This is a genomic window from Candidatus Thiosymbion oneisti, from assembly GCF_900092655.1.
Lineage (GTDB): Bacteria > Pseudomonadota > Gammaproteobacteria > Chromatiales > Chromatiaceae > Thiosymbion > Thiosymbion oneisti.
This window is the reverse complement of sequence record NZ_FLUY01001652.1, coordinates 1-14,237: the sequence shown is the minus strand read 5'-3', so window position 1 is coordinate 14,237 and position 14,237 is coordinate 1. Positions and strand designations below refer to the sequence as shown.

The following is a 14,237-nucleotide window of genomic DNA, read 5'->3' as shown; positions in this document are numbered from 1 at the left end:
AAGTGGCCCTCGGCGGACTCAACCGCCGACTGAAGATAATCCATCTGGAAGATGGAGGTTTGTACCTCGATCCGCCTCTAAGCCTGCCATGGTAGCTCCCGGCCCAGGTCAGGGCTCGATATGCTCGAAGATCTTGACGACCTTGGTCACACCGGGCACATAGCGGGCCTTTTCCGCTGCCGCCTTCGCCTCCCGGGGGTACACCAGACCCATGAGGAATACGCTACCTGCCTCGGTAACGACCTTGACGCGGGTTGGGTCGAAACCGGGAAGGTCGATCTTCGTCAGTGCGAGCTTGACGCGGGAGGTGATCAGGGCGTCTTCGCTCTCCCGTGCAAAGCTCGCCGATGGTCCGATCGTGACCTCGTCGATCACCTTCCTTACCCGCGGCAAGCGGGCCACCTTCTGGGCGAAACGGTCCCTGATATGTTGGGTCTCGGCCTGTCCGGTGAGAAGCACCCAATGGTTATAGCTCGTGGTAGCGATGCGACTATGCCTGTCGATGTCGGGATTGTCGGTCAATAGCTGGGCCGCTGAGCGTTCGGTGTACTCGTCCTCCAGCACAGTGCGCGAACCGCGCCGTTCATGGGCCACCGAGGCCGCGGTGGCGCCACCGAGCAGGAGGGCACCGCATCCCTGCAGCAAAGGGAGGGTAAGGCCCAGCACCAGCGCTGTCCTCAATGTCCGCTGGTTCAGCATTTGGAGCGGCCGAAAAATACGCTTTCGCAGATCATTGCACATTGAATGCATTCCGGATCCAGTCGATATGGTTGTTGCCACTGATCGCGACGACATCGAAGCGGCAAGCCAGTTTGGTCGAATGGTGCCGCAGATAATGGGCCGCGGCCGCCGCGAGTCGGCGTTGCTTGTGGATGTTGACGGTCTCCGCCGGGGTGCCGAAACGCGAGGAGGCCCGGAATCTGACCTCCACGAATACCAGGGTATCCCCCTCGCGCATCACCAGGTCGATCTCACCGCGTCGGCAGCGGTAATTAGGCTCCAATAAACGCAGCCCCTCTGCCTGAAGATAGGTGCAGGCGAGACGTTCCGTGTCGCCGCCGCTCCTTGCCAACCGGTTAGTGGTCGGTATCGGCAAGGGTGGAAACCCCTAGACGGTGGGATGCGAAGCCGCGGCGGGGCGCAGAGCCATGTTTAAAACAGCGATTTTGCCCACGCAAAGATCCTCAGTTCCGGTTTTTGCTGATCGCTCGTCGGTTCGAGCTTGACCGGGCCGGTAGCATCCATACGGGCCAAGGTCAGCTTACGTTGGACCCGCCGCCGGGAGTCCAGGCGGAGAGTACCAGTCTTCCCCTGGACGCGTACCTGCGGGTTACCGGACAGCCAATCCAGCCGCGAGCCGAGGCGATAGGTATCGACCCCCATGGCATAGAGCCGCGGCAGCTGCTTGCTCAATCCCTTGGAAGACACGGCGTCACCCGGCGTCGGCTCGACGAGCCAGGGGATCTCGACGAAATTCAGTCCCACCAGATACTTGTCGTCTTTGGGATCGAAATGTCCGTCGTAGATGTGGGAGGTCGCGTAAACTCGCGTCTTGGTGCCGAGCTTGCTCCGGATCTGAACCCATGCCCGGCGCGCCAGCTTCGAGGGGGCGGCCAAAAACATGAAGTCCGCCTGTGCGACCTGCTCGGACAATTTTTTGACCGTACTTGAGAAGTCCGTGGCCCTCGGGTTGAATGCCTGGGCGGCGACAAGGGTTCCACCCTGGGCCTTCCACTGCCGGCGAAACGCCCGCGACATCCGCTCTCCCCACTTGCTCTTGGGGTACAGGATTACGGCCTTACGATGTCCTTCGCCCCAGGCCCTGGCGGCTATTTCGCTTACCTCGTCTTCCGGCGCAAGGGAGAACTGGTAGAGGTTGGACGGTTTGGCGGCAGCCGCTACCCGGTTCAGGGCCAGGACCGGGATCGGCAGTGTGGTCGAGCCCGCGAGCTTCTCCACCGCCGGCTTCTGCAGGGGACCGATCGCCAGGCGTGCGCCGTCCTTGGCGGCTTGCCGTACCAAGGCGCTGATCGAGCCGGCGGCGCTATCGTAGAAGCGTAGCTTGGGCCGCTTCCCCTCCGGGTCCGCTTCCCGGGCGGCGAGTATTCCAGCACGCACGACATTGGCGGCGCCGGCGAAGCGGCCGGATTCGGGAAGCAGTACAGCCAAGGTCTCGTTACCCTGATAGCCCCCGGTGACGAATCGGTCGCGCTCGGAGTCGGCCTTCGTCCTCAAGCCGGCGCAGCCGCTCAGGGCGATGACCAGGGTGGCGAGCAGGGACAGGATGGCGATGCGGGCGGTAGCAGTCGGGTCGATTTTTTGGAACATCTTCGGTCCGGTACTTATTCTGGATGGTGTAGAGGCCAAATGTCTCATAACTCTAGCATACTTTACGTAGTAGCGACGCCCATCGGCAATCTGGGGGATATGACCGATCGGGCCCGCCAGGTGCTCGCCCAGGTTGACTTGATTGCCGCCGAAGATACGCGCCACACCCGTCGCCTGCTGACCCACTTTGGGATCAAGGCAAAGCTCTGCCCCTACCACGATCATAACGAGGCACAAATGGTCGAGCGTCTGCTCGCGCTACTCTCCCAGGGTCGGGACCTTGCCCTGGTCTCGGATGCGGGTACGCCTTTGATCAGCGATCCCGGCTTCGTGCTGGTGCGCGCAGCGCGACAGCGTGGTTTCGGCGTGGTGCCTATACCCGGTTCCAATGCGGCGATCTGCGCCCTTTCCGCCTCCGGCCTGCCCTGTGATCGCTTCCTGTTTCTCGGTTTCCCCCCGCGTGCCTCGGCCAGGCGCCGCGCGTGGCTGACCGGCTTGCTTACCGAGCCGGGGACCTTGGTCTTCTATGAGTCCGGTGGCCGTGCCGCGGCGTCACTGGCGGACATGGGCGCGGTACTCGGCACCGAAAGGCGCGCCGTTTTGGCCCGAGAGCTCACCAAACGCTTCGAGACCTTCATCCATGCCCCCCTCGGCGCGCTTGCCGAACGCCTGGATGACGATCCGGAGCAACGGCTCGGAGCGCTCGTTATATTGGTAGAAGGCAGCCGCAAGACCGATGAGACCGTCCGGGAGGCTGAGGAAGAGCGAGTCCTGACCATTTTGTCCGATGCCCTTCCCCTCAAACAAGCCGCCGCGCTCGCCGCTCGTATAACCGGTGGCAATCGGAACCGGCTCTACCAGCTTGCGTTGCGGCGGCGTGAGCACCGGGGTTTCGACTCGCCTAGGGGCTGTTGATATTTTCTTCTCGTCCCCACGCGCCGCGTGGGGACGTGGAAGCTCCGCGCCGCGGAGAAGGCGGGTCGGAACGGCCTCTTGCCGGCAAATCTTGGCCGGCAGGATGCCGGCGTTCCCAGCGCTACGGCGGGATGCGCTGCGCTTTCCCGCCCTACGGTCCTGGATGGTCAATCAGGCTGTGTGCCTGTGCGGTTCAAAGGATCCCGCACAAGGGGCCGCTTATGCTGGAACGGCGGCGGGATGTCTTGCGAAGTTCAACCCTTCGTAACAAAATTGTCATATTGTTCCCGCCTTCCTCCCCGGTTGCGATCAGGGTTGTGAGCAGGGCTACCGAATAATAATCTCTTAATTCCGGTTTGGATGCCTAATGCATCGCTGTAACCTGTTGCTTTCTATCGCGTTATCATTCGGTTGCCCTGGGGGCAGCGGCATCCCTTAGCTGGTAGTGCCTAATATGTAGTGAGTAAGTTTCCGGTTGAACGCTACTGGCAATGCTTCAAGCTCTGTGCTGTTATCCAATGGTACAGGATTCACAGGATTTGCAGGATTGACAGGATTTTTCTTCGTTTTAAGGGTACTTTGAAAAATACGATTTTCGCCAACGGTACGTTTGAATAATCAATGGCTTAGAATCGCTCGATTGATGAAAACACCTGATTTTTCAAGGTGCCCTTTAAAGAATCCTGTTAATCCTGAAAATATTGTTAATCCTGTCTGATTGGAACTTTGCAATGAGCATTCAGAACAGGATCACTACATATTGAGCACTACCCCTTAACTTGCAGGAGGAAGATCCCTGAAGGCATGGCCCAAATCGCGTGCGAATATCTCATCCCGGACGGGATCGGCTTAGAGGACGTCAAACATCTGATCCGAGACCGGGTGCGTTTCATCGAAGATCCCACCGATGAGGTAACCAGGCGGTTCCTGGACAGCTTCGACTGGCGCCTCTATCTTGATCAGGCCACGTTGGAAGAACGGCTGGATGCCGCGGGTCGCCGGTTGGTGTGGCGGGATCTGGGCGCCGACGCCCCACCCCGGATGCAAGGCATCGACGCGGCGCCGGGCTTCGCCTGGGATCTGCCCACAGGTCCGGTGCGCGACCGACTGGAACCGGTGTTGGGGATCCGCCGGTTGTTGCCCCTGCTGGAGGTCCGAAGCCGAGTGCAATCCCTGCGCCTGCTCAACGAGGACGACAAGACGGTGGTCCGCTTGCTGCTGGAGGACAACCGTTTCCGGGATGCGGACCGCGACCGTGAGGGGTCCCTGGCGGCGCGGGTCTGTCTGCTGCCGGTCAGGGGCTATGCGGCGGATCTGCGGGAGACGGCTCGGATGCTCAGCCGGGATCTGGAACTGGAGCCGGCGCGCAACCAGGTGTTGTCGGAGGCCCTGGCTGCTGCGGGTCGCTGTCCGGGGGATTATTCCTCGAAGCTCGATTACCACCTGGATGGGGACCAACGGGCGGATGCCGCTGCCAAGGAGATTTTGCGCGGGCTGCTGGATACCCTGGAGGCCAACATCGAGGGCGCCAAGGCAAATCTGGATTCGGAGTTCCTGCACGACCTGCGGGTAGCCACCAGACGCACCCGCTCGGCGCTTACCCAGATCAAGGGCGTGTTCGCGTCGGAGCTGGTGGAGGACTACAAGACGCGCTTTGCCTGGGTGCAGCAGATCACGGGTCCGATGCGCGACCTGGACGTCTATCTGCTGGATTTCGATGGTTACCAAGCGCGCCTACCCCCATCCCTGCGGCCCTGTCTCGAACCCTTGCGGGCGTTCCTGGCGGACCATTACGACGGGGTCCATAAGGCACTGGTACAGGCGCTTGGCTCGACGGAGTTCAAGGGTCTGCTGACGTCCTGGCGGGCCTTTCTGGAAGCGCCGGTCCCGGAGCGTTCCGCCGTCCGCAACGCCATGCGCCCCACCAAGGCGGTGGCGGATGCCCGTATCCGGAGCATGTATCGGCGGGTGCGCAAAGCGGGTCGGGCCATCACCCCCGATTCCCCCGCCCCCGAGCTGCACGCGCTGCGCAAGCATTGCAAGAAGCTGCGTTATCTGCTGGAGTTCTTCAGCAGTCTCTACCCGCAGCAGATCGGTGCGCTGGTCAAGATGCTCAAGCGACTGCTCGACAACCTGGGCAGGTTCCAGGATACGGCGGTGCAGGTCGACCACCTGCGAGAGACCGCCCAGCAGATGCAGGACGCGGGGGGCGTCGAGACCGATACCCTACTCGCCATGGGCGCCCTGATTGGCCGTCTGTTCGACCACCAGCAACAGGCCCGGGTCGCGTTCTCGGCGATCTTTGCCGACTTCGATTCAAAACCGAATCGGCTGGTCTGGCGCGAGCTGTTTGCCCCCGAAGGTAGACGAGGTCAGCGAGCTTGAAGGTCATCGGTGTCTACAATATCAAGGGTGGGGTCGGGAAGACCGCCACCGCCGTCAATATCGCCTATCTGGCCGCGGAAGAGGGCAATCGCACCCTGGTGTGGGATCTGGACCCCCAGGCCGCCGCCACCTATTACTTCCGGGTCAGGCCCAAGGTCAAAGGGGGCGGCAAGGCCCTGGTAAGGGACAAGCGGGCGCTCGATACAGTAGTGAAGGGGACGGATTTCGAGAACCTGGATCTGCTGCCCGCGGATTTCTCCTTTCGCAACCTGGATCTGGTCTTGGAGGATGCCAAACAATCCACCAAGCGGCTGTCGCGGTTGCTCAAGCCCCTGGCCGAGGACTACGACTACATCTTCCTGGACTGCCCGCCCAGTATCTCCTTGGTCTCGGAGAACATCTTCCGGGCCGCCGATGCCATCCTGGTGCCCATGATCCCCACCACCCTTTCGGCACGGACCCTGGATCAGCTGCTGGCGTTTCTGGGGGAACACGGCCAGCTCCGGGCGCTGCGCGTGCTGCCCCTGTTCACCATGGTGGATCGCCGCAAGCGCCTGCATCTGGACATCATCGAGCGCTTGGCAGGGGATTATCCGGATCTGCTCGCCACCCGGATCCCCGATGCCTCGGACGTGGAACGGATGGGCATCCACCGCCAGCCCTTGCCCGCCTACGCACCCTCCAGCGCCGCTGCCAGGGCCTACCGGGCCCTGTGGGATGAGATCAAAACCAAGCTACTAGCCGGATAGGGCCGAGTCCGCATAGCTCACCAATGCGGTTCAAAATCCCGATCTGCCAAGGCCATATTTCCGGGGAGCTTTATACGCACCCGTCCCGGTAGAGTCCGCTGGGCGGATCGATGGGATGGTTCCACATCCACAGATTACCCGGATTTTCCAGATGAAAATCTGTGAAAATCTGCGTAATCTGCGGATTAAAAGAATAGTCTCTCGCCGCCGGCCAACCAGCCAGTCGGTCAAGGCGTAATAACCCATGAAATCTGAAGTGAGGTATCCAATGTCACTCGAAACACGCCGCGGTTTTTTGGCCGCTTCGGGAAAGCTGCTCGTCGGTACGGTCGCGCTCGCCTCAATGGGCGCGCAGGCGTCGGATGAGCACGAACATGAACACGAAGCGCACGAGCACGAACGTGGACGTAGGCACGACGGACCTGGGGGTGAGCGCTCGGTCGCTGCCACATCGGAGGACATCTGCGCGACCTGCCGATTCTGGGGCGGGATGCGCAAGCTCTCCGACGACGGAAAACAAGTGATCGCCCAGAGCAAGGGCTGGTGCAACAATCCCGATAGCCCCAACCATCGGAAGCTGACGATGGCCGACCACCGGATGGGGAAGGCCGACGTTTGGAAACAGTGGACTGCCCTCTGAGGGCAGGCACGAGGGCCTGGAGGGCAGGCACAGGGACCTGCTCCTGCTGCGAGGGGGCCCTGGGAAAATCCCTGCCCAGTCCTTTCCAATCCTGAAATGAGCCCTGAAGAGGAAGCGTGAGGATCGGTAACCCTGCCGTTGAGGAGAGAACATGGCTGAACGGGACCTCCGATTCGATATCCTGGTGGTGGGCGGCGGTATGGTGGGGGCCGCCTTGGCCTGCGCCTGTGTCGGCAAGGGTTGGCGGATCGCTCTGGTGGAAGCCCAAGCGCCCCAACGCTCCTGGCCGTCGGGAGAGGTAGATCTGCGCGTGTCGGCCCTCAACCGCGCCAGTCAGCGCATCCTCGAACGGCTCGGGGTCTGGGATCGAATCACGCGGCTGGGGGCGAGCCCTTACCGGGAGATGCACGTTTGGGATGCCGTGGGTGGCGGCAGCATCCACTTCGACAGCGCCGAGCTCGGTGAGCCTGATTTGGGGCATATCGTCGAAAACCGAGTGACCCAGCTCGCCCTCTGGGAGTGCCTGGAAAGGTCGGAGGAGGTCACCTTGCTGTGTCCGTCCGCCGTGGGTGAGATCGAGCTGACCACGGATGCGGCCCTCCTCGACCTGCAGGACGGACGGCGGATCAGCGCGCGCCTGTTGGTGGGAGCGGACGGACGCGACTCGCGGGTGCGGGGTGGCGTCGGCATCGCAAGCCGGGGGTGGCTCTACGATCAGCAGGCCATCGTGGCGAACGTGCAGATACGGGAGTGGCACCGGGAGACTGCCTGGCAGCGCTTCCTGCCCACGGGTCCCCTGGCCTTTCTGCCCCTGCGTGATGGTCGTTGCGCCATCGTTTGGTCGGCCACCGAATTCAGGGCCCAGGAGCTCTTGGGGCTCGAAGAGGCGGGTTTTCGTTCGGAGCTCGAAGCGGCCATCGAGGATCGTTTGGGGCCCATCGGTGACATCGGGCCGCGGGCCGCGTTCGGATTGCAGCTGCAGCACGCCGAGCACTATGTGAAGCCGCGCCTGGCCTTGATCGGGGACGCCGCTCACGCCGTGCACCCACTGGCAGGGCAAGGCGTCAACCTGGGATTGTTGGACGCGGCGGCCCTCACGGCGGCCCTCGACGAGGCCCGGGACAGACGTCGGGACATCGGTGGGCTGTGGGCGCTGCGACGCTATGAGCGTGCACGCCGTGGCGATAACCTGCTCATGCTGGCCGCTATGGACGGATTCAAGCGTATGTTCAGCAACGCCGTGCCGCCGCTGGCCGTCCTGCGCAGCGTGGGCCTGTCGATGGTCGACCGGCTGGTGCCGATCAAGCACCTCTTCATGCATCATGCCCTGGGAGCAGGGGGTGATCTGCCACCGCTTGCCCGTCCAGGGTTGTCGGATATTGGGAAGCTGTCCGGTTAAAACGGAGCCTAGCCCATGGGTAGTCCGGTCCCCCGAACCGCGCCGAATCATTCAGGATTCCTTATATGATGCGGTTCGCCGCCTGCCGCTTGTCCACCGGGCTTTTCCCATCCCTGGGGGTAGGCCAGCCCAGGCAGGCGTGCTGGGGGCGGTGGGCAGGCGCTCACCACATCCTACACCCGAAGTGAGGTCCGCACAGGCAGGCCACACGGGGGATCATGTGGGTGTAGGTTGCGTTAAGACGCCGGCACCGCACCCCGGTCGACCAGCGCGCCTTGGTGCGTCGCAACGCAACACGTCCGGTCCCTCAAACAGCGCCGGATAATTCAGGATTGCTACCCCCTCACCGCGCTCCTCGCCTGGGTTGCTCAGGCGATCGCTCCTCTCCGGACCGCAAGCACGCCTACCGCCTCAACTTCGCCAATGCGCTCTTCGAGATGCAGGATAACCTGGTTCGTCTATGGAATGTTCGGATAGCTAGGGCGTGTTGACATTTAGAAGGTCCGCGCAGCGGACCCTACAATCAATCAAGTGGTTAGGGTAGGGTCCGCTGTGCGGACCGCTTGAGCATTGCGGTTACCTAACAGATGAAAAACAAACGGTTAAGGTTAAATGTCAACAGGACCTAATACCGGGACGATAACCACTACCCAGGGTTCAATAGCCCCTGCGCCCGCGTCGGGATTTCTCCGGGTTGCGCAGCAGTAGGTAGAGGGCGCCGGTGCCTCCGTCGCGCCGGGTTGCCGAGCAAAAGGCGAGGACCTCGTCGTACAGTCGCAGCCAGTAATTCAGCTTGTGCTTGAGCACCGGCGGTTGCTCCGGGGAGCGGCCGCCCTTGCCGTGGATGATGAGGGCGCAGCGCACGTCCCGGCGAGCGCAGTCGCGCAGGAACTCGTCGAGAATGCGCTCGGCGTGGGCCGTGGTCAGACCATGTAGGTCCAGTTCCAGCCCTACCTCCATGTGGCCGCGCTGAAGATCGGCAAGCAGGCGCTTTTGCACTCCCGCGCGGGAGAAGAGCAAGTAGTCACCAGTCTCGATCTCCGCCTCGGCCAGGGTCGCACGTCGGGGCTGTTCGCTCAGCTCCGGCGGCTGAACGATAGGGACCGGGGGCGGGCGCCGCCGGAAGGGTTCGGCTTGATCGGTCGCGATGGGTTTTGCGTCTTCGACGGCGTTGCGAAACAGCTTCGCTTCCAAGGTTAGCAGGTGTTTTCGCATGGTTCCGGCACCCCTCGAGTGCAGGGAGTTCTTTGATTGAGTATGTCCGTTGCGGGTGGGTGCTGCGGAAAGCAGGCACGATGGTTTGACCGTGTCCTACCGTCGGTAGTTCTGAGGGTGGGTGTTCGCTGCCCGGGATTCCAGTATTATGGGTTGTCTTGCAGCGCACGGGTTACTGCGTCGGGCCTGACCAGGGTGAGCACGTATAAGCCCAATGCCATTAAGTTAAGCGTTACCGGTCGGCAAAGTAAGCGAAAAAACGACGCCTCACGCGAATCCTCACGAAATTGTCATCCCGAATCGAAGGGAGGGATCTTGTTCGTGCCGATTCGCGCGCTTCGTCGTTTTCTCTTGCGTATTCCGACCCACTACGACAAGTGGCCAACAGCTAACTTAATGGCATTGCGTATAAGCCTTCGCGCAGGACATGATCTTAGCGGATCGGTTTGCCCTGCGTCAGAAGGTAGATCGGGTTTAGACGTATATCTCTGTGTCGAGGCGTCAAATAGACCTGAACGCGCCGTAACCCGACAAACCCTACTTCGGGTGGGCCTTTGCGGTCGGGTTAAGGCGTGCCCGGATTGATCGACTCAACCGAACATCGGGGTACACGCCTAACCCGACCTACATTTTGACCGGACTCCGGCGTCCGTGCGTCCGCAATCCGATGAGAATCCTGATACAGGTGGATTTGACGTACCACACCGCTTTCGAGCTGACGGCGTGCCGGCTAGATGGATGCAGCTGACCGATGCAACAAGGGATCGGGATGACGTCCCAGCGCACGCGCGCGCGCCTGATTCAGCGGCTCGAAGAGGCCGGAATCCACAACCTGGATGTGCTCGCCGTCATGCGCCGGTTGCCGCGCCATCTGTTCGTGGACGAGGCCCTGGCCAGCCGTGCCTACGAGGAATCGGCCCTGCCCATCGGCCACGGACAGACCATCTCCCAGCCTTACACAGTGGCGCGCATGACCGAAGCGCTCCTGGCGCCAGGCAGCCCCGACACCGTATTGGAGATCGGCACCGGTTCGGGATTCCAGACCGCGGTGCTCGCCTCGCTGGTGCGTCGGGTCTACAGCGTCGAACGGGTGGCGGACCTGTTGGAACGGGCTCGGCATGCCATGAGGAGGCTCGAGCTGCGAAACGTGCGTCTGCGTCACGGTGACGGTGCCCTGGGTTGGCCGGAGTACGCGCCCTTCGGTGCCATCATGGTCACCGCCGCGCCGGCGGGAATTCCCCGGGTGCTCGTCGATCAGTTGACCATGGGCGGTTGCATGGTGTTGCCCATCGGGCACTCGGAACGACAGGTGCTGGTGCGTGTGTTGAGAACCGAAACGGGTTATGTCCACGAGATATTGGAGCCCGTCACTTTCGTACCCTTGCTTGGAGGCGTGGCTTAATGCGCATCTTCTCCCCCCTCTACGATCGCGTCATGGCCTGGTCGCGGCACCGTTACGCCCCCTGGTATCTGGGTGGACTGAGCTTTGCGGAATCCTCTTTCTTTCCCATTCCGCCGGATGTGATGCTTGCCCCCATGAGTATGGCCAAGCCGCGGAAGGCGTGGTGGTTCGCGGGCTTGACCACGGCCACCTCGGTGCTCGGCGGTCTCTTAGGTTATCTGATCGGCCATTTCGCATTCGAGCTGATCACCCCCCTGGTGGCGGCAGGCGGACGCTACGCCGAACCCTTCGCCGCTGCCGAGGCTTGGTTCCAGGCGTGGGGGGTGTGGGCCATCTTCATCGCCGGGTTTTCTCCCATTCCCTATAAGATTTTCACTATCTCCGCCGGGGTGTTGCATATGGCGCTGATCCCTTTCCTGATTGCCTCGGCGGTGGGGCGCGGGGCGCGCTTTTTTCTCGTTGCCGCCCTCATGGCCTGGGGTGGCGAGCGTATGGAGAGCACCCTGCGGACATACGTGGACCGTATCGGCTGGATCATGGTCCTACTCATTATCTTGGTGGTACTCCTCCGGTAGGTTACCGAAGTGGAACGCGGATGAGGGCGGAGGCGATGCGAGTGGCGGCAGGTGGGCATCGAGGTCGGTAGCTTGCGGATAGTTGGCCGTCGAGCCGGATCCGCATTCGTGGCCCTGCTGTTCGTCCTGGTCCTGGCGGGGTGCAGCTCCCTAGAGCCTGCCCCGCCCGGCTATTACTGGATCCGCAGCGGCGACACCCTGTCTGGGATTGCCCGTCGGTATAAGGTCGGCTACAAGACCCTGGCACGCTGGAATAAGCTGGGCCCTCCCTATCGCATCTACGCGGGCTCCCTGTTGCGGGTAAAACCGCCGCGAGGGAAGATCAGCTCGACTAACCGCGGTACTCAACGGACGGTAAAGACGGCAAAGCGGTCGAGTACCAAGGGCAGGACCACTGCCAAGGCCCGGGCCAAGACAACGCGACGCGCACCGGGCAAGCGCGCGCGGGCGGCATCCGGATTGCGCTGGCGGTGGCCGCTCGGTGGTAAGGTTGTGCAAAGGTTCCGGAGCGGGGACCGGACGCGACAGGGTATCCGCATCGCCGGGCGTCCCGGTCAGAAGGTGGTGGCCGCGGAGAGCGGGACCGTGGTCTACAGCAACAGTGGACTCAAGGGTTATGGAAACCTTATCATCATCAAGCACGCCAAGGGTTATTTGAGTGCTTACGGCTTCAACCGCCGGCTCTTGGTGAGCGAAGGGGCCCGCGTGAAGCGCGGTCAGGGTATCGCAGAGGTGGGACAGGCGTCCGATGGGGCCTATCGTCTCCACTTCGAGGTTCGGAGGAAGGGTACCCCAGTAGATCCTCTGAGGTATCTCCCGTAACTTCCAACCCTGGGTATCTCAGTTACGAGGGAATGTTCGCATGGCAAGGAACGACGAGCGAGACGATTTGGATTCGGGGCCTGAGATCGGCAGCGACGCCGTAGAGGATGCGATGGGTGGTCCCAAGCTGGAAGCGATCAGCGAGGGGACGGGCGACGGCGATGAATCGCCGGATGCGGTTGCGCCACCCGCGGGCCGGTCCGTGGCCGGGGACTGCGACTTCGATACGGTACGTCTGTACCTCAACGAGATCGGCAGCTCCAGACTTCTGACGGCCGAGGAAGAGGTCCGTTTCACCCGCCTTGCCCACAGCGGCGACGATGCCGCGCGCCAGCGTATGATCGTCAGCAACCTGCGGCTGGTCGTCAAGGTTGCGCATCGCTATCTCAACCGCGGGCTTCCCCTCCCGGACCTGATCGAGGAAGGCAATCTCGGTCTTATACGGGCCGTGGAGAAGTTCGACCCGGAGCGTGGCTTCCGTTTTTCGACCTACGCCATCTGGTGGATCCGCCAGAGCATTGAACGGGCCATCATGAATCAGGCACGTACGGTCCGCCTGCCCATCCACGTGACCAAGGAGATCAATACCTATCTCAAGGCGGCCAGGGGTCTCACCCAGAAGCTCGACCACGAGCCCACCACCGAGGATATCGCCGGCCTTTTGAACAAGCCCACCGGGGAGGTCAAGCGCGTGCTCGATCTGAACGAGCATATCACCTCGGTCGACACCCCCTACAGCAAGGACGCGGACGGGCATCTCCTGGATAAGCTGCAAGACGAATCGGCCGCAGATCCCGCGGATAAGATCCATGACCACGCCGTCCAGTCCAATCTGGACCATTGGCTGAAAAAGCTCAACGACAAACAGCGCGAGGTCGTAGAGCGCCGATTCGGACTCCACGGCCATGATCGCACCACCTTGGAGTGCGTGGCCCAAGAGCTCGGCGTAACCCGTGAGCGTGTCCGCCAGATCCAGATAACCGCCTTGAGACAGCTGCGGAGCATCCTCGAGAAGGAAGGCTTTTCCGTGGATGCCTTCTTTAGGTAGCTACGGGTTTTCCCTGTGCCTCGTTGAGCACGGCGTGCCGTCCCCGGTACGCCTCTGCCTAGCCTACTTGAGTTTGATTCTTGAGCCGTTGAATCCTACCTGGCTGTGCCCAACCGACACCCGACGGGGAATGTTGGGCACGCCACCGTCCCTGGTGGCTTTGCCCAACCTACCGACCCATCTCATCCTCCAGACGGGACTGATCCAGGAGCGTATCGGCGGGAACTTGGCCGCGGAGAGCCTCCAGCTGATCGATACGTTCCTTCAGCTCCTTGACAAAGTTCTGGTAGCTGGCTTCGGTATCCGCCAATCGACGCTCAATCTCCGCCTTCTCTTTCTCCAGTATTTGGCGTTCCTGGACAAGGGCCTGTTTCAGGCGTTCGGTGACCTCTTGCTCCCGCCGCTTGAGGCCAGACTTGTAGTCCTCGAGGGTGATGCCGGTCTGGATGGTGATATTGTCTCGGTTCACCACTCTGCCCTTAGTGGCGCTTGCGTCTTGGGTGACGGCGGTAGCGTCCGGGGTAGCGAGGCGCTGCCCGATGCCGATGAGACCGGCCAGGGCGATGCCGGCAAAGGCCCCGAGCAGGAGCCGAGTATCCGCGCCCAGCGTCTTAGAGGCTGTCTAAAAACTAACCTATTGATTTTAAATCGGTAGGCTGGGGTGAGGAACGAACCCCAGCGTTGGTTATTGCTGGGTTTTGGCCATCCCTGGCCGCAACCCAGCCTACGGCCTACGGTCCCTTTTTAGACAGTCTCTTA

14 protein-coding genes are annotated in these 14,237 nt (G+C 61.9%); 9 read left to right on the top strand and 5 right to left on the bottom strand.

What is annotated here, in order from left to right; all coding sequences use genetic code 11:
- Positions 1-108: 108 nt before the first annotated feature.
- From BQ17_RS17360 to BQ17_RS17350, 3 genes are read right to left on the bottom strand one after another with little or no spacing between them, the layout of a single operon-like run.
- Complete coding sequence (locus BQ17_RS17360; RefSeq protein WP_256091662.1) at positions 109-741, bottom strand: BON domain-containing protein; 633 nt, start codon at positions 739-741, stop codon at positions 109-111.
- Positions 731-1,096 carry a YraN family protein gene (locus BQ17_RS17355; RefSeq protein WP_089729236.1) on the bottom strand — a complete coding sequence of 122 codons (366 nt, stop codon included), beginning with the start codon at positions 1,094-1,096 and terminating at the stop codon, positions 731-733. The genes BQ17_RS17360 and BQ17_RS17355 overlap by 11 nt, the downstream gene beginning before the upstream one ends.
- 56 nt (positions 1,097-1,152) lie before the next feature.
- Positions 1,153-2,328: a penicillin-binding protein activator gene (locus BQ17_RS17350; RefSeq protein WP_176722499.1), complete on the bottom strand. Its 1,176-nt coding sequence runs from the start codon at positions 2,326-2,328 to the stop codon at positions 1,153-1,155.
- A gap of 39 nt (positions 2,329-2,367) precedes the next feature.
- Between BQ17_RS17350 and rsmI the strand changes: the two genes are divergently transcribed.
- The 5 genes from rsmI (at position 2,368) to BQ17_RS17325 (ending at position 8,416) form a co-directional block, all read left to right on the top strand.
- On the top strand, positions 2,368-3,243 hold the full coding sequence (gene rsmI / locus BQ17_RS17345) for a 16S rRNA (cytidine(1402)-2'-O)-methyltransferase (protein ID WP_089729232.1): 876 nt from the start codon (positions 2,368-2,370) through the stop codon (positions 3,241-3,243).
- An 804-nt stretch (positions 3,244-4,047) separates the two neighbouring features.
- Positions 4,048-5,628 (top strand): CHAD domain-containing protein, encoded by a 1,581-nt coding sequence (locus BQ17_RS17340; protein ID WP_256091661.1) that lies wholly within the window; start codon positions 4,048-4,050, stop codon positions 5,626-5,628.
- Positions 5,625-6,377: a ParA family protein gene (locus BQ17_RS17335; RefSeq protein WP_089729230.1), complete on the top strand. Its 753-nt coding sequence runs from the start codon at positions 5,625-5,627 to the stop codon at positions 6,375-6,377. Before BQ17_RS17340 ends, BQ17_RS17335 begins: the two co-directional genes overlap by 4 nt.
- A gap of 268 nt (positions 6,378-6,645) precedes the next feature.
- A complete protein-coding gene (locus tag BQ17_RS17330; RefSeq protein ID WP_089729228.1) occupies positions 6,646-7,017 on the top strand; it encodes a hypothetical protein in 372 nt (123 codons plus the stop codon).
- 151 nt (positions 7,018-7,168) lie between these two features.
- Complete coding sequence (locus BQ17_RS17325; RefSeq protein ID WP_089729226.1) at positions 7,169-8,416, top strand: UbiH/UbiF/VisC/COQ6 family ubiquinone biosynthesis hydroxylase; 1,248 nt, start codon at positions 7,169-7,171, stop codon at positions 8,414-8,416.
- A gap of 657 nt (positions 8,417-9,073) precedes the next feature.
- Here the strand turns inward: BQ17_RS17325 and BQ17_RS17320 are convergent.
- Positions 9,074-9,631: a Smr/MutS family protein gene (locus BQ17_RS17320; protein ID WP_089729224.1), complete on the bottom strand. Its 558-nt coding sequence runs from the start codon at positions 9,629-9,631 to the stop codon at positions 9,074-9,076.
- Between the two features lie 751 nt (positions 9,632-10,382).
- Between BQ17_RS17320 and BQ17_RS17315 the strand changes: the two genes are divergently transcribed.
- The 4 genes from BQ17_RS17315 (at position 10,383) to rpoS (ending at position 13,478) form a co-directional block, all read left to right on the top strand.
- Positions 10,383-11,033 (top strand): protein-L-isoaspartate(D-aspartate) O-methyltransferase, encoded by a 651-nt coding sequence (locus tag BQ17_RS17315; RefSeq protein ID WP_176722498.1) that lies wholly within the window; start codon positions 10,383-10,385, stop codon positions 11,031-11,033.
- Positions 11,033-11,608: a YqaA family protein gene (locus BQ17_RS17310; RefSeq protein WP_089729222.1), complete on the top strand. Its 576-nt coding sequence runs from the start codon at positions 11,033-11,035 to the stop codon at positions 11,606-11,608. The genes BQ17_RS17315 and BQ17_RS17310 overlap by 1 nt, the downstream gene beginning before the upstream one ends.
- 108 nt (positions 11,609-11,716) lie before the next feature.
- A complete protein-coding gene (locus tag BQ17_RS17305; RefSeq protein WP_256091660.1) occupies positions 11,717-12,430 on the top strand; it encodes a peptidoglycan DD-metalloendopeptidase family protein in 714 nt (237 codons plus the stop codon).
- A gap of 40 nt (positions 12,431-12,470) precedes the next feature.
- Positions 12,471-13,478, top strand: coding sequence for an RNA polymerase sigma factor RpoS (rpoS, locus tag BQ17_RS17300; protein ID WP_089729220.1), 1,008 nt, complete (start codon positions 12,471-12,473; stop codon positions 13,476-13,478).
- A 169-nt stretch (positions 13,479-13,647) separates the two neighbouring features.
- Here the strand turns inward: rpoS and BQ17_RS17295 are convergent, their stop codons facing one another.
- Positions 13,648-13,947: a hypothetical protein gene (locus BQ17_RS17295; protein WP_089729218.1), complete on the bottom strand. Its 300-nt coding sequence runs from the start codon at positions 13,945-13,947 to the stop codon at positions 13,648-13,650.
- Positions 13,948-14,237 lie beyond the last annotated feature (290 nt).

Coding starts and splice junctions, on each gene's coding strand:
- BQ17_RS17310 (WP_089729222.1), top strand. CDS start 11,033: ATGCGCATCTTCTCCCCCCTCTACGATCGCGTCATGGCCTGGTCGCGG.
- BQ17_RS17350 (WP_176722499.1), bottom strand. CDS start 2,328: ATGTTCCAAAAAATCGACCCGACTGCTACCGCCCGCATCGCCATCCTG.
- BQ17_RS17315 (WP_176722498.1), top strand. CDS start 10,383: ATGCAACAAGGGATCGGGATGACGTCCCAGCGCACGCGCGCGCGCCTG.
- BQ17_RS17320 (WP_089729224.1), bottom strand. CDS start 9,631: ATGCGAAAACACCTGCTAACCTTGGAAGCGAAGCTGTTTCGCAACGCC.
- rpoS (WP_089729220.1), top strand. CDS start 12,471: ATGGCAAGGAACGACGAGCGAGACGATTTGGATTCGGGGCCTGAGATC.
- BQ17_RS17340 (WP_256091661.1), top strand. CDS start 4,048: ATGGCCCAAATCGCGTGCGAATATCTCATCCCGGACGGGATCGGCTTA.
- rsmI (WP_089729232.1), top strand. CDS start 2,368: ATGTCTCATAACTCTAGCATACTTTACGTAGTAGCGACGCCCATCGGC.
- BQ17_RS17325 (WP_089729226.1), top strand. CDS start 7,169: ATGGCTGAACGGGACCTCCGATTCGATATCCTGGTGGTGGGCGGCGGT.
- BQ17_RS17360 (WP_256091662.1), bottom strand. CDS start 741: ATGTGCAATGATCTGCGAAAGCGTATTTTTCGGCCGCTCCAAATGCTG.
- BQ17_RS17330 (WP_089729228.1), top strand. CDS start 6,646: ATGTCACTCGAAACACGCCGCGGTTTTTTGGCCGCTTCGGGAAAGCTG.